This is a genomic window from Streptomyces milbemycinicus, assembly GCF_002154605.1.
Taxonomy (GTDB): domain Bacteria; phylum Actinomycetota; class Actinomycetes; order Streptomycetales; family Streptomycetaceae; genus Streptomyces; species Streptomyces milbemycinicus.
The window spans coordinates 1-20,565 of the sequence record NZ_MUNE01000759.1 but is presented as its reverse complement, the minus strand read 5'-3'; the positions used below and the strand labels follow the sequence as shown (position 1 = coordinate 20,565).

Here is a 20,565-nt window from a genome sequence, read left to right as displayed (position 1 = left end):
AGCTCCTCAGCCTGGAGACCGCCGCGGAGGCGCCGGAGCGGCTGGCTGCGAGTGCGCTCGCCGCCACCGCCGAGGACACCGTACGGCAGCTCGCCCAGCTCCCCGCGGAGGAGCTGGAGGACCCGGTACGCCTCGAGGTGGCCGCGGGCAAGGCGTTCAACGTCGCCGCCGCCGCGAACATCCCCTCCACCCTCCTGCGCGAGGACCTGGAGGAGACGGAGGCCCGCGGGGTGAAGGGCATGTGGGTGCCGCTGCCGCGCGGCGCCAAGGGAGCGCTGCGCTACAAGAAGTACTCGCGCGTCTTCGAGGCGGAGGTCGGCGCCAAGCAGGCCGCCACGCTGCGCACCGGCGGCGGGACACCGCTGGCCACGGTGTTGCGCGACCAGTTCCGGGTGCGCGCCTTCCCGGTCCGGCTGAAGATCCATCTGTACGAGGCCGGCGCCCACACGTGGGCGCGCCAGATCCAGGCCGCCGAGCAGCGCGGCGCCGGCCGCGGCGGCGCCCGGCTGCTGGCCCTGCTCCCGCTCACCCGGCAGGCCGCCGACTCGCTCCTCGGCCACCCCGGGCTCGGCATGGCGCAGCCCCCGAAGGTGGTCAAGGGGCGCCAACTGCCCAGGGGAGTGCGGCTGTACGGCATCGAGCTCGCCGACCGGCAGCCGGGCTCGGACCCGGCCCGGGCCGCGGGCGGTGGCGCGGAGGCGCCCGAGCAGCTGCGCAGGCCCACCGAGGCGCAGGTCACCGTGGACGCCCGGGCCGGCCAGGAGAGCCTGACCATCGCGCTCCACCTGGCCGAGGAACAGGCGCAGGAGATCCTGCGGTCGGCGGGCACACCGCCCGCCGTGGGCCCCTTCCTCGGCGCTCTCGCCTCCGCGCTGGCCGAGTCCACGGCGACGGCGCTGCTCGGCGGCGAGGGCCGGAATGTACGGGTGTTCCGCGAGGCGCACGAGCAGCCCTCGCATCTGTCCCCGGCCGACGAGGGCGAGGAGTTCGTCTCGTCGCTCCCGCCACGGCTGCGCGAGGCCATCGCGGAGGGGCTGAAGCGGGCGGCGGGCCAGGCGTTCGCGCAGTACTTCAAGGGCCGCGTCGACGAGTTCGTCCGCGCGCTGCAGGATCCGCGGGACGGGGTCACACTGGTCGTCACCCTGCCCGGGGCCCCGCTGGTCGGGATCGTCACCGGCATCCTGGGGCGTCGGCTGCCCTCCCGGTCCGAGGTGGCCCGGGCCATCGGCGCACTCGCCGCCGAGCCCGCCGCCAAGGTGGAGGTCAAGGCGGGCCGCCACCGTGGTTGACACGCTCCGGCCGAGACCCAGAGCGGTACCGGTCGAGGCGCCCCAGCCCGCCGCCGTACACGACGGCGCGACGGCTGCGCCGGGGCCCGCCGACACCGCCACCGCACCGCAGGAGGGACCGGACACGGCGGCGCTGCGTGTCCAGACCGCCCGGCAGCTCGCACACTGGACCGCCGCCACCGAGGGCCTGGCCCAGCCGGAGAACTTCGCTTCGGCGGCGGCCTGGGCCTCGCTGGAACACCGGCTCGGCCTGGCCCTGCGCTCCGAACTGCAGCGCGCCGTGGACCGGCTGCGCCCGAAGACACGCGCGCTCGCGGGCGCGCTGGCCCGGGCCCGTACGGCCCGGGAAGTGCAGGCCGTGCGCCGGGGCGTGGTGGCGGTGCGCCGCGACATCCAGCGGGTGGAGACCGTCGCCGACTTCTACGGTGACGCCGTCAACACCCGTACCGGGCAGCGGCTGGCCGCTCTGCTGCGCGCCTGCGACTATCTCGCCGTCCGCAGTATGACGGCGGTCCTCCCGCGCCTCGGGCAGCCCGTGCCCGAAGTGCTCACCTACATCGACAAGGGGATGGGGGCCTCGATCCTCCGCGCCGGGGTGCGGCTGTGGGATCCGGCGGCGATCAGCCCGGTGGCCGCCATCAAGATCACCCGGCACAATCTGCTCCGGCCGACCGCGCTCATCCATGAGACCGGCCACCAGGTCGCGTTCCAGCTCGGCTGGAACGAGGAACTGGCCCGCGCGCTGCACACTGCCGCCCGCCCGGGCGGCGAGGACGTCGCCGACGCCTGGGCGCAGTGGGCGCAGGAGATCGCCGCGGACGCGTACGCCTTCGCGCACACCGGCTACGCGGCGCTGGCCGCCCTGCACGACGTCATCGCGGGACCGCCACAGGCCGTGACCACCATCCTGGTGGGCGACCCGCACCCGCCCGCGTATCTGCGCGTCCTGCTCGGCGCCGCGATGTGCCGCGACTGGTACGGCAGCGGGCCCTGGGACGACATGGAGCGCGCCTGGCTGCGCTCGTACCCGCTCGACGACCTTCCGACGGAGCGCCGGGACGCGCTGCGGCGGGCCGTACCGGTGATCCCCCGGCTGGCGCGCGCGTGTCTGCGCCAGTCCGCGTCCGCCTTCCGCGGACGTCCGCTCGCGGAGCTGCTGGATCCCGGCCGGGTGTCGCCCGGCGAGCTGGCCGCCCTGGCCCGACGCGGCGGGCCCGCGCTCTACACATCCGACTACTGGGCCGATGCGGAACCGCTCCGGATTCTCGCCCTGGGCTGCCTGCGGCTGTCACTCGACGGCCCGGATGCACAGCAGGCACGCGCGGAGTTCGAGAACTGGCTGCTGGCGCTCGGCAGGAAAGGCTGACCATGACCAACACGAGCACACCCAAACCGACCACGAGCACACCCAAACCGATCGAGTCAGGCAATGCCATAGCCGTCGTGGCGGAACCGGCCCCCAACCCGCTCCAGCAGATCGTCGACCAACTGCGTCTGCTGCCGCGGCGGCTGGCCCGGCAGGAGCTCACCGACGAGGAGAGGCTGGGCGCGGCCTCGTTCAACTCCCTGTACGCCGAGTTCCTGACCGCGCACGACGCCATCGCCGGGCGCAAGCCGACACCCGCGTATCCGCCGTTCGCCACCCGCTGGAGCGACGCGGTCGAGTTGCAGGCGCAGGTCATCACACATGTGGTGAACTCACCGTCGAAGCCCGAGGCGTTCAAGGTCTCGATCAGGATCGACGGGGTGGAGAAGTACACCTACCCGGGCGGGCAGAAGCCCACCGTGGCCCCGGGCGGCTATCTCGTGGCCCCTGTGAGCATCCCGAAAGGGCCCGGCCCCTTCGCTGTCACCGGCAGCGTCGTCTACAAGGACACGGCGGGCGAGACACGGACGTACAGCCCGGACGCGACCGTCTCGCGCCGCAGGCTCTCCCTGTCCGCCGATGTCCTGACTCCCGAGAGGTGACCGACCCGTGTTTATGCAACTCGCCGGCGCCCTGCTGGCGGCTTCCCAGCCCAAGAAGACATTCGCGCAGGTGGCGGAGTTCATCTCGCGGCAGACGGCGGGCGATCTGGCCTCGCTGATCGAGGCGACCTGGCAGCAGAAGAGCGAGTCCTTCCCCGTACGGGACCCCGCGTACGCCCGCGAGGCCCAGGAGAACGCGAGACGAGTGCTGACGAGCTTCCAGGGCACCGAGCTGCCGCTGCCGGAGAAGACCGACCATCTCGTCTACGCCTACATGATGGAGAACACCCGGATCCTGGAGATCTTCCGCCGCATCCTGGTGTCCTTCTTCAACACGGAGAACTTCAACACACCGTCCGCCGAGACCCTGCAGTGGCTGGACCAGACCGAGCGGCTGTTCTTCCGCGACCCCGGCCCGTTCTCCGTGCTCGCCGTCACCGGCGAGCTGCGGCCCGACGCGGACGCCGTCCGCCGCAACGCCTACCACCGGCTGCTCGGGCTCGATCTGAACCACGGCCGTGGCGGCAAGCCCGGGGCGTATCCGTACCACCGCACCGATGTCGCCAACAACCGCTTCCCGGTGCTCTTCGGGCAGCTGCTGGAGGAGGTGTCCATCGGCATCCAGCACTCCAGCAACACCTCGGGCGCCAATCCGACGGACGACTTCCGCATCCAGGACCTGGTCCAGGAGATCGGGGACGTCATGCTGGACCGGCGCGGCCCCTCGCAGGCAGGGCTTGCGCACGAGGAGTTCGTCGCGGTGACCTTCCTGTCCTGGCTGCATCTGGCGGTCAGCTGGGAGAGCCCGGTGGTGCGGGACCTGCGGGCCACCGCCAGCACCCCGCACGAGCGGCTGCGGCGGCTCGGCGCCCGGGTCAAGCTGGACGCACACCAGGACTCCCGGTCGTTCCTGCAACTCGGGCCTGATGTCTCGCTGCTGCTGTACTCGATCGAGCGGAGGCTGGAGCCGACCCAGCAGCCGGAGTACTTCTACACCCGCGGTTCGCAGCTGCGCCCGGTCATGGACCGGATCATCCACCACTGGTCCCATGTCACGGGCACCAACATCCGCTCCCGCGCCACCCGTCTGGACCCCGGCACCGTCCGGGCGCTCGGCAACGCGAGCGTGATCGCCTCGGCGCCCGCATCGGTGGGCACCGGGGTGTCGGGAAGCTCGCAGGGCGTGGCGATGCCCGCCGCGCGCGCCGGCGTCAAGGACCCGATGCCGCTGCGCTGATCGCGGCGCGGCGGACGGCGGGTGCGGCTCCGGACGGTGGTGTCCGGGGCCGCACCCGGGGTGCCCTGAGGTTCAGCCGCTCGTCTCCGGGCGGTCGGGGTGGGACCAGTGGGTGTGGAAGGTGCCGGGGCGGTCGGTGCGCCGATAGGTGTGGGCGCCGAAGAAGTCGCGCTGGCCCTGGAGGAGCGCGGCGGGCAGGCGGTCCGCGCGCAGGGTGTCGTAGTAGGCGAGGGCCGTGGAGAAGGCGGGGACGGGGATGCCACGGCGCGCGGCGGAGGCCACGATCTCGCGCCAGGGCACCTGGGCGTCCGTGATCTCCGCGGCGAAGGTCTTCTCGCCGACCAGGCTGACCAGCTCCGGATCGGCGGCGTACGCGGCGCGGATGCGGTCCAGGAAGGAGGCGCGGATGATGCAACCGCCACGCCAGATCCGGGCGACCGCTCCGAGGTCGATCTTCCAGCCGTACTCGGCCGCCGCGTCCTGGATCATCTTCCAGCCCTGGTCGTACGCGATGACCTTGGAGGCGTACAGGGCGTGCTCGACCTGTCCGGTGAACCGCGTGGCCTCGGAGCGGCTGAGCGGCGGCGTGGTGCCGCCGGGCAGACCGCGGTAGGCGGCGCGCAGCTCGGCCTGGCCGGAGGCGGCGCGGGCGAAGGTGGCCTGGGCGATGGCGGTGACCGGGGAGGCCAGGTCAAGGGCGGTCTGCACGGTCCAGCGGCCGGTGCCCTTCTGGCCCGCGGCGTCGACGACGACGTCGACGAAGGGGCCGCCGGTGTCGGCGTCGGTGTGGGCGAGGACTTCGGCGGTGATCTCGATCAGATAAGAGCCGAGCCGGCCCTCGTTCCAGGTGCGGAAGATGTCCGCGATCTCGGCCGGGGTGTATCCCGCGACCTGGCGGAGCAGGTCGTACGCCTCGGCGATGAGCTGCATATCGGCGTACTCGATGCCATTGTGGACCATCTTGACGAAGTGTCCGGCACCGTCGGTGCCGATATGGGTCGCGCACGGCTCGCCGTCGATCTTCGCGCTGATGGCCTCGAACATCGGGCCGAGGACGCCGTACGACTCCGCCGAGCCGCCGACCATGATGGACGGACCGTTGAGGGCGCCCTCCTCGCCGCCGGAGATGCCGGCGCCGACGAAGTGGAGACCGCGCTCGCGCAGCGCGGCCTCGCGGCGGCGGGTGTCGCTGAAATGGGCGTTGCCTCCGTCGATGATCATGTCGCCGGGCTCCAGCAGCGGGGCGAACTCGTCGATGACGGCGTCGGTGGCCGCGCCTGCTTGCACCATGATCACCAGACGGCGGGGGCGCTCCAGAGCGGCCACGAACTCCTCCGCGGTCTTGGCCGGGACGAAGGTGCCCTCGTGGCCGAACTCCTCGATGAGCGCATGGGTGCGGTTCACGGTGCGGTTGTGGACGGCGACGGGGTAGCCGTGGCGGGCGAAGTTGCGGGCCAGGTTGCGGCCCATGACTCCCAGGCCGGTGACGCCGAGAGAACCGAGAGAAGCAGACGTGTTCATGGGGCAGTTCCTTGACTGTGGCAGGTGGTCAGGGCGCGGGCGATCCCGTGACAGCAGATACGCAGCGGCGGCCGGGACGTTTCAGTCCGGGACGTTTCAACGCCGATCGGGCAGCACCCGCCCCGCCCCTGATCACCCCGCGGACCTGGGATAATGTGCGCTCTGTCCCGGACCTACCCCTTGACGGTCGGAGCACATGATGAGCGGCGAAGGCGGTACCTTCTCCCAGCGCGTATCACGCCTCGGGGAGCGGCGGCGGGCCCAGTACGCGCCGCTGTTCGACGGCCGGCCCGAGGTCGCGATCGCCAACACACAACTCCTGCCCGACCAGGCCATCCAACTGGCCACCGCCTACGGCTACCGCTACGCCCGCACCCTGGGCAACAAGTCCGTCCGCCGGCGGATCTTCGTCCCCGACCCCGACCCGGTGGCACGGTTCGAGGCGCTGCCGCCCGGTACGCCCTGGGAGGCGGCCGAGGCGCACCCGGCGTTCCACGGACGCAGCGCCCGCGCCGCCCGCAACCACGCCGCGATGATCAAAGGCGAGCGCAAGCTGGTCAAGCTGGTGCCGGTCATGGCGGTGGTACTGCTGGGCGTCGTCGTGATGGTCGTGCAGGCCATCGCCACCGACAAGATGGTGTTGCTGGTCCCCGCCACCTTCTTCACCCTCCTGGAGGTGGCCTTGGTGGCCATGATCCGGGCCGGATTCCGTAAACAACGCCAATTGGAAGCGGCGGCCCAGCGATTGATGCGAGAGTTTCCCCCGCATGGCTTTGCGCCCCGCTCCGAGCCCTGACCTTGTGGTGCGGGCGGACCGGGCCGCAGCACCTCGTATACGACAGAACGGAGAGGGGCACTGACCCGGATGAGCTGGTCGGCCGATGAGATCGACACGGGAAGTGCGCATTCCGCGCGCATGTACGACTACTTCCTGGGCGGGAAGGACAACTACCCTCCGGACCAAGCGGCGGCTGAGAAGGTGCTGGCCGTCCTGCCGCACGCCCGCACCATCGCGCGGAACAATCGGTACTTCATGCGCCGATCGGCGCGCATGCTCGCCGAAGAGGCCGGGATCCGGCAGTTCTTGGACATCGGGACGGGAATTCCCACCTCGCCCAACCTCCACCAGGTCATCCAGGAAATCGCCCCTGAGGCGCGCATTGTCTACACAGACAACGACCCGATCGTGCTGACGCACGCCCGCGCCTTCCTCACCAGCGCCCCGCAGGGAATGACCGCCTACGCGGAGGCCGATCTGCGGGAGCCCCGCTCCATACTCACCGCCCCTGAGCTGCTGGAGACGCTGGATCTGAGCAGGCCGGTGGCGCTGATGATGATCTCAATCCTGCACTTCGTCCCCCCGGAGTACGACCATTACGCCATCCTCGGCGAGCTGGTGGACGCCCTCCCCTCCGGGAGCTACCTGGCGTTGACCTACGGCACCTCGGACTTCGCTCCCGAGGAGATGAAGCGCGCGGCGGACGTCTACGCGGCATCGCGGGTGCCCGTGCGGCAGCGCCCTAAGGAAGAGATCCAACAGTTCTTCCAGGGGCTGGAGCTGGTCGAGCCGGGGCTGGTCCCGATCCACCGCTGGCGTCCCGACGACCCCGCGCTCGGCAAGCTGTCGGATGCCGATGTCTCCATGTTCGGCGGCGTGGCCAGAAAACCTTGAGCCGACCGTTCCGGCCCTATACGGCGCGTGCCAACCCCTCCCACCGCACCCGCCACCGCCCGTCGGACGGGAAGCCGGGCGCATCGCCCTCGGCACCGTCCCACCCGGCGGCCATCAGGGCCACGGCGTAGAGCAGCCCGCCCGCGCCCGGGAAGTACGGCGTGGCGACCCGGGAGCCGCCGAGCGGCATCCCGGCGTCGTCGAACCCGAACTTCTCATGCAGCAGGAAGTCGATGGCGCGGTCGGGCTCGCCCATCCGCGCCGCGTTCATCGCGAGCATCGGGAAGTCCCAGCCCCAGGCGGCATCCCAGGCCCATACGTCCCACACCTTGCGGGCGGTGGCGCGCATGATCGTCACGTCCACGTCATACCCCGGCAGCCAGCCGTACAGGCCGACCAGCGAGGGGTGGTCGTAGATGTACTCGGTCCACATGTCGTGCACCCCCTCGTACACCACATACACCCCGTCCTGCACGGGCAGCGGCGCGAGGCCGTCGAGCACCGTCTGCCAGCCGGGGTCCGCGGGCCGCCCCAGCCGCTCGCGCCACCGCTGCGCCAGCCGCAGTCCGAAGCGCCAGTAGGACAGTTCGAAGGCGCCGTTCACGGTGACCTTGGGGTCGCTGTTCTCGGAGACGAGATGCAGGGGCGGGCCCAGCACCTGGCGGCCCGCGTCCTCGAAGGCGTACGAGGCCATGAACTCGGCCGTGGCGAAGACGACATCCCGCCACTTGTCCAGCGTCGCCCGGGTCGGATGGGCCCGGTAGTCCAGCTCGGCGAGGAAGATCGGATGGGGCTGCTGCCAGAGCAGCAGCGCGTTGATCTCACCGGGCGACTGGCGGCCGCCGGGATCGGTCATCTTGGGCCAGCGGGCGCCCTGGTACCCCTGGAGCCGGGCGCGTTCCCGGGACGAGTCGAGGAAGCTCTGATAGACGCCGACGCCGCGGTCCAGCTGCGGCCAGCGGTTCCACAGGGCGTAGTGCGCGGCGTGCCACCAGTACATCTCCATATGGAACTTGCCGTACCACCCGTTGTTGACCAGTCCGGACTCCTGGGGCGGGGTGCTGCCGGCCTCGTTGACCGCCAGCAGATACTGGCTGAGCACCACCCGGCGCTCCAGCTCCCGCCACCGGGAATCCGTGCTGGCCGAGAGGTCGAGGGCCCCGCCGGAGCGCCAGAACGCCGGCCAGGCCCTGGCCGCGGCCGACTCGACCGCCGCGGCGGTGGGCACCCGGGGGGAGGGCCGGGGCGCGAAGAGGAAGGTGGCCTCCAGCCGAGTGCCCGCGCCACCGCCGAGCAGATACCGGTGCGGATGGCCGTCGGCCCGGGATGGCCGTTCCCCGCCGCCCCGCCAGACGAGGCCCACGGTGTAGCGGGTGTCGTCGAGCTCATGGGTGATGTCCGCGCGGCGGGGCCCGCGGGTCCGCAGCCGTGTGGTGTGGGCATCCGGGCGGTCCCAGACGCCGACGAAGGGTGCGGAGAACTTCTCCGCCCCATTGGCGTACGGGAAGTCGATGAACACCGCGAGCCGGCCATCGGCCACCAACGGCGAGTCGATCCGTACGGCCACCGCGTCCAGATCGGGGCCGCAGCTCGTCCGCACCGTGACCGGGCTGCCCTCCAGGGTGAACCGGGAGTGCAACGTTCCGGTCCACAGGTCCAGCCGCTGGTGGCAGCCGCTCAGATCGGCCTCGACCGCCTCCGTTCCATCGGCGCGCAGCAGCTTCAGGCCGATGCGGGCCAGATTGATCCGGTGCGGGTTCGCCCTCAGCCAGTCGGAGAGTTCCGGGTGCCGCGGGTCGGGAATGTCGTAACGGACCGGCCGGCCATGGGTGTCCCAGACCTGTCCGGCGAAGTCAGACGGGGTCTGGCCGTCCGGGAGCGGATCGCTGTGCCAGCCCCAGTCGGACAGGGTGGCGAAGGGCAGAAAGGTCTGCAACCCCGTCACATCGGCGCCGAACGCGAGCTGTCCATTGCCCACCTGGAGCGGGGTCCGCGGATCGCTGGCCGTACGCACCACGTCATGGCGCGATACGAGCGCATGCCGGTCGATTCCGCCCGGGCGCCGCGGCGACGTCTGGGCGACGGCGTCGCCGACCCGCCAGCCCGCGGTGACCGCGGCGGCGACTCCGGTCATGCCGGTGCGTACGAAGGTCCGACGGCTGACTGCCATGAAGTGACTCCCGCCGTGTCGCTGATTGAATCGTTTTTACGGCGGGCGCAAGCTAACAAGCCCTGCGTCTCCAGGGCAATGGTTCTGACAGCACTGACCGTGGCTTGATCCAGGCGGTTGATACGGGCTCAGCTCTCCACCACGGAGATCGGCTCGCCGCCCGGCCAGAATGCGGCCGACGGCGATCTCTACCGGGTCACCTGTGCGCTAGCCCAGCGTCTGCGCCCAGTTCTCGGGCACCCGCCCCGCGGGACCGGGCACCGGCTGGTCGGCCGGGTGGCTCTCCGGCGGGGCCAGCGGCGGTCCGGACTCGTACAGCTCGGAGGTCTCGAAGTTCCAGAACCAGCCCTCGCCCGGTTCGAAGCTGCGGATCAGCGGATGCCCGGTGGCCGTGGCATGCGCGGTCGCGTGCTTCGCGGGCGAATCGTCGCAACAGCCGATGTGGCCGCACTGCGCGCAGCGCCGCAGATGGAACCACCATCCGTCGACGGCGTCACACTCGACGCAACCGGTGCCACTCGGCGGCACCGAGGGGTCTATTCCGTTCTGCGAGGTCATGAGGGCTCCTGTGAGGTACCGGACTGAGGGGTGTCGGACTGCCCGGCATCGAGGTCGGTGGCGGTCAGCGGGAGGCGCACCTGGAAGCGGGTGTCGCCCGGGGCGGACTCCATGCGGAGGTCGCCGTGGTGTTTGTTGACGACGATGCGCCATGAGATGTCCAGGCCGAGCCCGGTGCCCTGACCCACCGGTTTCGTGGTGAAGAAGGGGTCGAAGACGCGGTCGCGGATATCCGCGGAAATGCCCGGCCCCGTGTCGCCGAACTCCACGAGCAGATGGTCGCCGTCGCGCGCGGTACGCACGGTCAAGGTGCCCTGGTCGTCCATGGTGTTCATCGCGCAGACCGCGTTGTCGATCAGGTTTGTCCATACCTGATTGAGCTCGCCGGGATATGCGGGGATCTTCGGCAGCGTGCGGTCGTAGTCCTTGACGACGGTGATGTGCGGGCCGATCTTCCCCGAGAGCATCAGCAGGGTGCTGTCCAGCAGTTCGTGCACATCGGAAACCTGGTAGGGGGCTCGGTCGAGCTGTGAGTACTGCCTGGCCGCGTTGACGAGGCCCGAGACGCGGGTGGTCGAGTCCTCGATCTCGTTCATCAGGAGCTCGGTTTCGACGGTGTAGTTCAGCCACCGTACGGCCCCTGGGAGGGTGTCCTCGCCCACCGCCGCCACGACGTTGTCCAGCCAGTCGGTGTCCAGGCCGGCCTGGACGAACGTCGGCGCGAGCCGCCATCCGTCCTCGATGCCGTGGTCGTCCAGCCAGTCGGAGAGGGCGTCCTCACGGTCCGCGGTTTCCAGCGGGCTCAGGGCGGTGGCCTTGGCGACGCGCTCGGCCGTACGCTCCTGGACCTCGACGAGGATCTGCAGGGTGTCCCGCTGGTACGGGCCCGCCGCGATGGCGCCGAGCTTGTGGCGCATTCCGGCGACCCGCTCCCTGAGCGCCGAAGTGGCGCGCACCGCCGCCGCGGCCGGGTTGTTCAGCTCATGGGTGAGACCCGCGGTCAGCGAGCCGAGAGCCAGGAGCCGTTCCCGCTGCCCGATGGCCTGCTGGGTGTTCTTGTTGCCGAAGAACAGCCCCTCCAGCAGATGGACCGCCATGGGGAACCAGTCGTGCATGATGCCGGAGAACGTCTCGGCGGGGAGTACGAAGAACCGCGACGGCTCGACGACCCGCAGCGAGCTGGTGTACACCTGCTGGACGCGGTCGCCCAGATAGGCGTGGAACGCTCCCGCGTACACACCGCGGCTGGAGCTCCGGTTCACCTCCACGTCCTGCGTGCCGACCCGGCGGGAGAGCACGAGCTTCCCCTCGAGTAGCACATAGAAGCAGGTGGCCGCGTCGCCCTCGGCGTACACCGGTCCCGGTTCGAACCCCTGCACCCGGCCGTCGCGGCACAGCCGCGCAAGCTGCTCGGGGGACAACTTCTCGAACAGGAACAGGGAGCCGATCTCCTGGGGGTCGCACCGCAATGCGTTCATGACTGCTCCAGATACCGGTGCACCAGCATGACCGCCATGGCTCCCTCTCCGACGGCGGAGGCGACGCGCTTGGCGGACTCGGCCCGCGCGTCTCCCGCCACGAACACCCCGGGGACGTTGGTCTCCAGGTGGTACGGCGGCCGGTCCAGCTCCCAGTCGGCCGGCGGGCGCCCGTCGGGGGTCAGATCGGGGCCGGTCAGAATGAATCCGCGGGAGTCCCTGAGCACGGTGTCGCCCAGCCAGTCGGTCAGCGGGGCCGCGCCGATGAACACGAACATCCACTGGGCGTCGATGAGCTCACTGTGGCCGGTCGTGGTGTCGCGCAGGGTGAGCCGCTCCAACTGGTGCGCGCCATGGGCGGCCTCGACGACCGTGTTCGTACGCACCGAGATCGTGGGCGCGTCCGTGACCTGCTGGACGAGATAGTGCGACATCGAGGCCGACAGGGACTCCCCGCGCACGACGAGGGTGACCGACTTGGCGCCCCGGGCCAGATACATCGCGGCCTGGCCGGCGGAGTTCGCGCCGCCGACGATATAGACGTCATGGTTCTGGCAGGCGGTCGCCTCGGTCAGCGCGGAGCCGTAGAACACCCCGCACCCGGTCAGATCGGCCACCCCGGGCGCGTCCAGCTCCCGGTACGACACGCCGGTGGCGAGGATCACGGCGTGTGCGGCGATCGCGGAGCCGTCCGAGAACCGGACGACGCGCGCCGCGCCGTTGACCTCCAACCCGGTGACCTCGCGCGCGGTCAGTATCTCGGCGCCGAACTTCGCCGCCTGGCGGCGGGCCCGGTCCGTGAGCTGCGCCCCGGACACGCCGTCCGGAAAGCCGAGGTAGTTCTCGATCCGCGAGCTCTGACCCGCCTGGCCACCGGTCGCCGACCGCTCCACCAGGACCGTCCGCAGCCCCTCGGAGGCCCCGTACACGGCCGCCCCGAGCCCGGCGGGTCCGCCGCCGATGATGACGAGGTCGTAGAAGTCGGCCGCAGGTGTCGTCGCCAGACCCACATGGGCGGCGAGGTCCCGGTCCTCGGGCTCGACGAGCGCGGTGCCGTCCGGGGTGACCACGAGCGGCAGCCGCAGTCCGTCCTCGCCCGCCGCGGAGAGCAGCCGCCGCCCTTCCGGTTCATCGGACGAGTACCAGCGGTACGGCACCTGGTTGCGGGCCAGGAACTCCCGTACGTCCGATGAGCGCGCCGACCAGCGGTGTCCGACGACCTTGGTGGTGAACACCGGCCGGTGCTCACTGGTCCGCCACGCCTCCAGCAGATCGTCCAGGACCGGGTAGAGCTTCTCCTCGGGCGGGTCCCACGGTTTGAGCAGGTAGTGGTCGAGGTCGACGACATTGATGGCGTCGATGGCCGCGTCGGTGTCCGCGTAGGCCGTCAGCAGCACACGGCGGGCGCCGGGGTAGATGTCGAGCGCCTGCTCCAGAAACTCGATGCCGTTCATCCGCGGCATGCGGTAGTCGGCGAGGATCACCGCGACGGCGTCCCCCCTCAGCTTGAGCTCCCGCAGCGCGTCAAGGGCGGACTCCCCGCACTCCGAGCGCACCACGCGATACCCTGCGCCATAGCGTCGCCGCAGGTCGCGGGCTACGGAACGGGACACTCCAGGGTCGTCGTCCACGGTCAGGATGATGGTCCGCGCTGTGTCTGCGGCCTGTGCCATGCGTCTCCCACCCCGGGCTGATCGGCGCCACCTGACGCCGCCGGTCCGTGTGTGTCTGTCCGGTCCATGCGTGCGCTGGTGATCCCCATCATATGGAGCATCATCCTGCTTCGCTATGAAAAATCCCGTTGTATGCGTCCCTCGACCACCCGGGGCGGGGACGCCCTCACGGGTGATCCGCCCAGGGGGCCGGGCCATGTTAAGGGAGCGGGTGGCCGCGCGGTTGACTGTCCGCGCACCGTATCGCGTCCGGCAGTGCACCGTCGCGGCCTGGGAGTTCTCACCGCGGTCGCCGGGCCGACGGCCCGGCGACCGGTGATCGATGATCGGTGACGGTCAGGAGGGGTTGTTCGCGTGGGTGAGGGTCGTCCACGCGTTGAAGTAGTTGTCCGTGCCGGACGGCCGATGTCCCTCGGTGTACTGCTGGGTGTTGGACATGGCGATGCCGAGGCGGTTGTGGAGGGCGTTGTAGCCGACCTCGGTGACCTCGGCGAGGCCCTTCTTGACCGAGCCGCCGCACAGCCAGGACGGCACGGCGGTGCCGTTCTCATAGGAGGTGTGGAAGCCCAGCGCGTAGCGCAGCCGGTCCTGGATCTTCGGATAGAGGTCCTGGCCCTGGATGCGGCTGGTCTCCGCGATGTCCGCGACGGAGGCGATGCCCCATCCGGTGTGCCCGAAGTCGCGGCAGGTCTCCTGGGCGAGGCCGTCGGCGAAGGTGCTCTGGCCCTGCCAGTACTTGATGATCTCGGCGCTGGTGTCGATGCTGCTGTCCGCGGGCGGCTTGGGCAGATCGCCGTCGCTGGTCAGATATATGTACGCCGGGACGCGGGCGAGATAGGTGGCGACCGCCTTGTCGTAACTGGCGCGGTCCTCGATGAAGACCGAGATGCCGATCGCCGCCTCGGTCATGACCAGTTCCCAGTTGCCGTTCTTGGTCGCCGCGCCGTTGATCACTTCGGGGAGATACACGTTGCGCAGCATGGTCGCGAAGCGGCCGGCGCCGGGCCAGCCGCCGTCGTAGGTGTACTTGATGATCTCGGCGGCCCGCGGCCAGGTGGATCCGGACCAGCCGCTCTGCAGTGGCGCGTTGCTGTTGGTGTGATCGGTGATGGTCGCCGACCAGGCGTCCATGATCTCGATCGACTTCTTGGCGTATCTGCTGTCCCGGGTGAAGTACCAGGCGAGCGCGTCGGTGTAGGCCGCGATGGCGTCCTGGCGCTCGTCGGTGCAGCCGTAGTTGGGGTTGGACGAGGAGCCGCACTCCACGACGGCCCGCGGCTTGGGGGTGCGCGAGAGCGAGGCGTAGGAGCTGGCCAGCATGTCCTCGTAGGCGGCCTTCCAGGGCTGCTGGCCGGCCTGCACCTTCGATCGGGCGTAGTCGAGCTGGGCGCGGCTCACCAGGACGCCGGGGTGGGCGAAGGTGGCCGGTGCGGCCGTCGCCCGTGGGGCGGCCGGGCCGGTGAACTGAAGGCTCAGCAGGCCGGCCAGCAGGGCGAGAACGGTGCACAGGGCGGTTCTGGTTCGTGCCATCCGGTGACCTCTTCCGTTCACGAATGGGAACGCAGTTCCGAATACGGATAGGAATGGCCTGGACCATAAGAGCCCTGTGTGGACATGTCAATGTGCGTGATGCTGGTCAGTAGTCCAGCCGCGGGTACCAGTCGTCGCGGCCGCCCGGCGTCAGGTCCAGCAGATTCCAGACGGGGCTGAGGAGGTCGATCCCGCGCTCCTTGATGTCCTCGGCCATGCGCGGATGGGCGGAGTAGCGGTGGCGGACCGTGCCATCGCCGTCCCGGGTGAAGACCGAGATCGTGGAGTCCTGCTCGCCGTCCTTGTCCTCGCTGCCGAGGTCGTATTTGAAGGTGCTGTCCCCGCAGCTCAGCAGGCGCAGCCGGGACCAGCCGCGGTCGCGGGCGAGCTGCCGCAGGGCGGGCGGGTCGGCGGCCGCGGCGATGACGAAGTCGGCGTTTCGGGCGATGTGGTGGGCGATGCCGTTGTAGCCGTCGGTCCACAGGGTGCACATCGGGCACGGCTCGGTCTGCGACTTGCCGTACATGAAGTGGTAGACGATCAGCGGCCGGTCCGGGGCGGTGAACAACTTGCCCAGGGTGGTCTCGCGGACGGGGGAGTCGCCCGCGTCGAGGTCGGCGGGGCCCTCGATGAAGACATAGTCGTCGACCGCCGGCCCTTGGGGGAGCGCCCGCCGCTGGGCCGCGACCCGTTCGCGGTGGTGCATGAGCTCGATCTCGGCGAGCCGGAGTTCTTCGCGGGCGGCGAGATAGTCCGCGGGCTCATCGGGCAGTCGGGTCTGCCGCAACATCGCATCCTCCTGGGTGGGAAGGCCCCGAGGGGACTCGAGTCTATGGCGGTTCCGAGGCACGCCGACACCGAGAAATAGTGTGCCAAGCGAGAAATCGCAGGTCAGGAGGGCAGCGGCCGGGCGGTGGGCTTGCTCCAGCAGGGAACCCCGTCAGGCGTGGTCGGCGCAGCAAGGCGTGGGATTGGGGACTTCGAACGGCGCCAGCGCCCCGCCGGCGGCCGGCGCCAGGGCGAGAGTGAGCCGCCCGTCCCGCCACTCGGGCCGTACGTGGTCGCGGGTGAGCACCGGCATGGCGGGATCGGGCCCCTGGCCGTCCGCCATCGGCGCGCCGACCACGGTGACCTCGTCGATGGCGGTCAGGACGAGCAGATCGGCCACCGTGACCGTGCCGGTGAGGCGTTCCGCTCCCGGGTAGACCACGGCCCGCCCGCCGCTGCGCCGGGCGTGCTCCGCGGCGGCCAGCGCTGCCGTACGGGCAGCCTGCTTCGCGCCGTACGAGCGCTCACCCAGGGCCGCGCCCACACCCGGGCTCTGCCATCCGGCGATGCGCTCCCATACGGCCTCGGCCGTGGCGGCGTCGGGAAGGGCGAGTGAGACAGCGGTGCCGCGGCGCTCGTCGGTGCGGATCAGATGGGTGCAGGCAACCGTGCCAGGTGTGAGGGCGAGGTGGTCCAGCAGATCGTGGATCAGATGGTCGGCCTCGCGCAGATTCGCCGACCCGGCGTCCACTCCGATGAGGGAGAGGACGCCGGGCACGTGGTGGGGTGCGGTCATGCGGGCAGGACCCACATGGGGTTGGAGTAGAACCACAGGTCCTTCCACGGATCGCCGTCCCCGATCACATCCATGGCCGGCCCCGCCGGGTCGACGGCGGCACCGCGCAGGCCGACGGCGCCGCGGTTGCCGTCGGTGCCGCGCAGCCGCACGTACACGGGCTTGTCCACCCGGCCCAGGGAGTAGGTCAGGCGCACCGAGCCGGTCGACTTGTTGACCTCGAAGGACTTCACGACCTTGGTGTCCGGGGTGGTGAAGGTGTCCTTGTCGGAGACCGGGCCGGTGACGGCGCCCTGGATGACGTCCACCCGGGCCAGCTTCGGCACGAACTGGGCCCAGTTGGGCCCGTTGGCCAGGCTGATCTCGACGACCAGGTCGACCTGGCTGCCGCGGCGCACATGCAGGGCGTCGCCGAGGGTGATCGCCCGTCCGCCGGAGCGCAGCTGGGCGTTGAGACCGCTGATGAGTCCGCCGTGGTCCACCCAGACCCGGCCGGCGCGGATGCCGTCCATGACCGCCTTGTAGGAGAAGGAGGCGGCGCCCACGTGAGTACGGGAGTACTGGCCGGGCCAGAAGTCGGTGTCGGTGAGGTTCAGGCCGCCGCCGTAGACGGGGTCGTTGTAGCGGCCGTTGGCGTTGAAGTCGCTGTTCGGGCCGCGCACGGCGGTGTCGGCGTAGACGTTGTGGGAGTCGGAGTTTGCGGTGATCCACCAGGGCTTGCCCTCGGCGAGCAGGCTGTCCCACAGGCCGCCGACGGTGGCGGTCATCCAGTCGAAGCCGCCCCAGGTGCGGTAGCTCTCCAGCGGGTAGCCGGGATAGGAGTCGGCGCCGGGGCTGTTGTCGTAGATGCCGCGGGCCCCGCCGGGGCCGTTCGGGGCGGGCAGACCGGCGGCCTGGTGGCCGGGGGCGCCCTCCATGCCGACGGCGATGGTCGGCTGGGCGTCGCGCCAGCCGCGGATCTCATGCGGGGAGTCGATGCCCTTGCGCGCCGGGTGGTTGGCCAGGAACAGGATGTCCTTCACCCGGCGGCGCTGGACCTGCTCGGCGAGGAAGTTGACTCCCGCGATGGCCAGCGCCTCGTTGGCGGGGGTGTTGGAGGTGGCCTTCTTCACCGAGCCGTCGAAGGAGTTCTCGAACTCCTTCAGCACCGCCACCTCGTTCCTGCCGGGGTGCACGAACACGGTGCCGTGCTCGGCGGCCGGGATGTTCCACTCCAGGCCCTGGAAGACGAGGGTGTCGTCGATCTGGTCGCGGGCGGCGACGATGTCCGGGTTGACCTTCTCCACACCGATCTTGGCGTGCGTCTCGCTGCCGTGGTCGGTGATGACCATCCAGTCGAGGCCGTGCGCGTTCGCCTGCCGTACGTGGTCGATGACCCGGTACTTGGCGTCCGAGCTGTACTGGGTGTGGATGTGGTGGTCGCCGGCCAGCCACAGATACCCGCCGGAGCGCTCGCTCCGGGAACTCGCCGATGCGGCTGTCACCGATGTGGACTCCGCGGCCGCGGCCTGGCCCGCGCCACCGAGGACGCTGCCCGCCGCGAGGCCGGCGCCGAGCAGGCCGGTGCGGCGCAGCATGGAGCGCCGGGAGAGCTGGCTGGGGGTCAGCGCCTCATCGGGCACCGACATGTCGAGGGCTGGCGGCAGGGACGATGCGTCGCCGCTTCCGTGGTGGTGGTGATGGTGGTGACCGTGGCCGTGTGTATGACCGTGGCTCATGTTCAACTCCCGCCGGCGCAGGGACGTACATGCTGGGGACGTGCAGATTCTGAGAAGCCGGCGTGAACGAGAGAGGTCCGATCGGTGGTGTGATGAGGAACGGCTGATGTGCGGTGGGCGCACATCTGGTGTGTGTGCGGATGGCACCCGCGAGCGCGGGTGCCACCGGCGTACACCCGGCTACGACCACGCGCCGGCCGCGGCGGCCCGGGTGGCGTAGGTGTCGAAGTCGACGGGGTCGCGTCCGAGCACGCGCCGTACTCCGTCGGCGGGCTCGGCGAAGTGTCCGGCGCGCATTCCGGCGAAGAGCACATTGAGCTCCGCGGCGGCCTCCTCGGACACGCCCTCGGCCAGGAGCTCGGCCCGGTACTCCTCCGGTGTGAGCTCCACATAGCGGATGGGCCGCCCCGCCGCCTTGGCGATCGTCGCCACCGCCGTGCCGAAGGTCAGCGCCCGCGGCCCCGAGAGGTCGTACACCTGCCCGTGGTGGCCGTCCGAGGTCAGCACGGCCGCGGCGACATCGGCGATGTCCTGGGCGTCGATGAACGGCTCGGGCACGGAGCCGATCGGCAGGGCCAGCCGGCCGTCCCGCAGCGGAGCGCGCCAGACGTCGTCGTCGAAGTTCTGGTTGAAGTTGTTCGGGCGGAGGATGGTCCACTGCGCACCGGAGTCGCGTACGGCCTGCTCCGCGGCGGTCATGCCCTGGAAGGAGTCCACGGGGACCTGATCGATTCCGCGTCCGGACAGGGCCACGAAACGAGCGACGCCCGCCTCGGTGGCCTGCTTGACGAAGATCGGGGCCAGTGCCGGGTCCTCGGGAGCGATGAGGTAGACCGCGGACGCCCCTTCCAGGGCGGTCGGCCAGGTGTCCTGGTCGGACCAGTCGAACCGGATCTCGCCGGAGCGGGACGCGGCCCGGACGGTCCGGCCCGCCGTCCGCAGCGTGTGCACCAGTCGGCGTCCGGTCTTGCCCGTCGCGCCCAGGACCAAAATTGCTTGGTTGCTGTGTGTCGTCATGCCGGCCAGTCAACTGGCCGCGGTACAGGACGGGGCATGGGCCGTCGTCCGCGGTTCATGTCCGATCGTCCGGACGGCTATCGTGAGTCCATGGATCCGTTCGACGATCTGCTGCGAGGTGTCCGCTCGGACGGGGTCGGTTTCAGCCGGACGGAGCTGACGCCGCCGTGGACGCTGCGGTTCACCGAGGGGGCGTCCCTGACGCTGTGTACGCCGCTGCGGGGTGAGGGCTGGATCTCCCGCGGCGAGATCTCCCGTGGCGAGGGCGAGCAACCGCGGCCGGTGCGGGTCGGGGACACCGCGATCGTGCGAGGGCCTGGGCCGTTCGCCCTCTCCGACCGGCCCCGGTCGCAGGGGCCGGCCGAGGCGGCGCCGGCCGGTCGTACGGTGCTGGTCGTCGGGACGTTCCAGGTGCGGACCCAGGTGGCGCAGCGGCTGCTCGGGGTGCTGCCCCCGGTGCTGGTGATGCCCGGCAACGACGGGTGTGCGTCGCTGCTCGACTTCCTGGATTCGCAGTCCGCCGCCTGTCCGCCGGGTCAGCAGGTCGTGCTGGACCGCCTGCTGGACTGGCTGCTGGTGTGCGCCCTGAGAGGTTGGCTCGACCGGCCCGGGGCCGTGCCTCCCGGCTGGTTCCGCGCGCTGGGCGACGAGGCGGTCGGCCCGGTGCTGAGGGCCATGCACGCGGCGCCGGACCGGCCCTGGACGCTGGCGGCGCTGGCCGGTGAGGCGGGGGTGTCGCGGACGACGCTGACCGGCCGGTTCGCCGAACTGGTGGGCAAGCCGCCGTTGACGTATCTGACCGACTGGCGGATGACCCTGGCCGCCGATCTGCTGCTGGAGTCCACCGCGACGGTCGCCGCGGTGGCGCACCAGGTCGGATACGCGGATGCGTTCGGCTTCAGTGCGGCCTTCAAGCGAATCCACGGGGTGAGCCCCAGCGAATACCGCAAGGCGTGTCGTACGAACGCCGATTGCACCGGCACCGCATGCTCACAGGCCTGACGAGTTCCCGCCTCAGCCCGGCGCCAACGCCGGCTTCGGGCTGAGCACCAGGCGGCGGCCGAGGGCGGAGAGCCACTTGCCCGCGGTCTCCAGCGCCGTGGGCATGGCGGAGGCCCGTGCGGCGAGGGCGGCCGCGCCCACCTCCCCGGCCGTCTCGTAGACACATCT

17 protein-coding genes are annotated in these 20,565 nt (G+C 70.8%); 7 read left to right on the top strand and 10 right to left on the bottom strand.

What is annotated here, in order from left to right:
- From CCN51_RS55390 to CCN51_RS45320, 4 genes are all read left to right on the top strand, one after another.
- Positions 1–1,289 (top strand): hypothetical protein (locus CCN51_RS55390; protein ID WP_158104761.1); only part of this gene is annotated, 1,289 nt, incomplete at its 5' end.
- Positions 1,282–2,655 carry a hypothetical protein gene (locus CCN51_RS45330; protein WP_014174535.1) on the top strand — a complete coding sequence of 458 codons (1,374 nt, stop codon included), beginning with the start codon at positions 1,282–1,284 and terminating at the stop codon, positions 2,653–2,655. The genes CCN51_RS55390 and CCN51_RS45330, both read left to right, overlap by 8 nt.
- Before the next feature lie 2 nt (positions 2,656–2,657).
- Positions 2,658–3,257: a hypothetical protein gene (locus CCN51_RS45325; RefSeq protein ID WP_014174534.1), complete on the top strand. Its 600-nt coding sequence runs from the start codon at positions 2,658–2,660 to the stop codon at positions 3,255–3,257.
- 7 nt (positions 3,258–3,264) lie between these two features.
- Positions 3,265–4,494 carry a hypothetical protein gene (locus CCN51_RS45320; RefSeq protein WP_143676101.1) on the top strand — a complete coding sequence of 410 codons (1,230 nt, stop codon included), beginning with the start codon at positions 3,265–3,267 and terminating at the stop codon, positions 4,492–4,494.
- Positions 4,495–4,566: 72 nt separating this feature from the next.
- Here the strand turns inward: CCN51_RS45320 and gndA are convergent, their stop codons facing one another.
- Positions 4,567–6,015: an NADP-dependent phosphogluconate dehydrogenase gene (gene gndA, locus CCN51_RS45315; protein ID WP_014174532.1), complete on the bottom strand. Its 1,449-nt coding sequence runs from the start codon at positions 6,013–6,015 to the stop codon at positions 4,567–4,569.
- A 199-nt stretch (positions 6,016–6,214) separates the two neighbouring features.
- Here gndA and CCN51_RS45310 point away from each other — a divergent pair, with 199 nt between their 5' ends.
- On the top strand, positions 6,215–6,811 hold the full coding sequence (locus CCN51_RS45310; RefSeq protein ID WP_014174531.1) for a hypothetical protein: 597 nt from the start codon (positions 6,215–6,217) through the stop codon (positions 6,809–6,811).
- Positions 6,812–6,880: 69 nt separating this feature from the next.
- Positions 6,881–7,687: an SAM-dependent methyltransferase gene (locus CCN51_RS45305; protein ID WP_014174530.1), complete on the top strand. Its 807-nt coding sequence runs from the start codon at positions 6,881–6,883 to the stop codon at positions 7,685–7,687.
- A gap of 16 nt (positions 7,688–7,703) precedes the next feature.
- Here CCN51_RS45305 and CCN51_RS45300 read toward each other — a convergent pair whose 3' ends face one another.
- The 9 genes from CCN51_RS45300 to CCN51_RS45260 form a co-directional block, all read right to left on the bottom strand.
- Positions 7,704–9,857, bottom strand: a complete 2,154-nt coding sequence (locus CCN51_RS45300; RefSeq protein ID WP_014174529.1) for a hypothetical protein — start codon at positions 9,855–9,857, stop codon at positions 7,704–7,706.
- A 207-nt stretch (positions 9,858–10,064) separates the two neighbouring features.
- On the bottom strand, positions 10,065–10,415 hold the full coding sequence (locus CCN51_RS45295) for a UBP-type zinc finger domain-containing protein (protein WP_014174528.1): 351 nt from the start codon (positions 10,413–10,415) through the stop codon (positions 10,065–10,067).
- On the bottom strand, positions 10,412–11,893 hold the full coding sequence (locus CCN51_RS45290) for an ATP-binding protein (RefSeq protein WP_043486317.1): 1,482 nt from the start codon (positions 11,891–11,893) through the stop codon (positions 10,412–10,414). Before CCN51_RS45290 ends, CCN51_RS45295 begins: the two co-directional genes overlap by 4 nt.
- A complete protein-coding gene (locus CCN51_RS45285) occupies positions 11,890–13,566 on the bottom strand; it encodes an NAD(P)/FAD-dependent oxidoreductase (RefSeq protein ID WP_014174526.1) in 1,677 nt (558 codons plus the stop codon). The genes CCN51_RS45290 and CCN51_RS45285 overlap by 4 nt, the downstream gene beginning before the upstream one ends.
- Positions 13,567–13,902: 336 nt before the next feature.
- Complete coding sequence (locus CCN51_RS45280; protein ID WP_014174525.1) at positions 13,903–15,096, bottom strand: alginate lyase family protein; 1,194 nt, start codon at positions 15,094–15,096, stop codon at positions 13,903–13,905.
- 106 nt (positions 15,097–15,202) lie between these two features.
- On the bottom strand, positions 15,203–15,886 hold the full coding sequence (locus CCN51_RS45275) for a DUF899 family protein (RefSeq protein WP_014174524.1): 684 nt from the start codon (positions 15,884–15,886) through the stop codon (positions 15,203–15,205).
- Positions 15,887–16,036: 150 nt separating this feature from the next.
- Positions 16,037–16,660 (bottom strand): hypothetical protein, encoded by a 624-nt coding sequence (locus CCN51_RS45270; RefSeq protein ID WP_014174523.1) that lies wholly within the window; start codon positions 16,658–16,660, stop codon positions 16,037–16,039.
- Positions 16,657–18,378, bottom strand: a complete 1,722-nt coding sequence (locus CCN51_RS45265) for a PHP domain-containing protein (protein WP_014174522.1) — start codon at positions 18,376–18,378, stop codon at positions 16,657–16,659. Before CCN51_RS45265 ends, CCN51_RS45270 begins: the two co-directional genes overlap by 4 nt.
- Positions 18,379–18,558: 180 nt before the next feature.
- Complete coding sequence (locus CCN51_RS45260) at positions 18,559–19,395, bottom strand: NAD(P)H-binding protein (RefSeq protein WP_043486315.1); 837 nt, start codon at positions 19,393–19,395, stop codon at positions 18,559–18,561.
- 90 nt (positions 19,396–19,485) lie between these two features.
- Here CCN51_RS45260 and CCN51_RS45255 point away from each other — a divergent pair, with 90 nt between their 5' ends.
- On the top strand, positions 19,486–20,397 hold the full coding sequence (locus tag CCN51_RS45255; RefSeq protein WP_055414132.1) for an AraC family transcriptional regulator: 912 nt from the start codon (positions 19,486–19,488) through the stop codon (positions 20,395–20,397).
- Positions 20,398–20,565 lie beyond the last annotated feature (168 nt).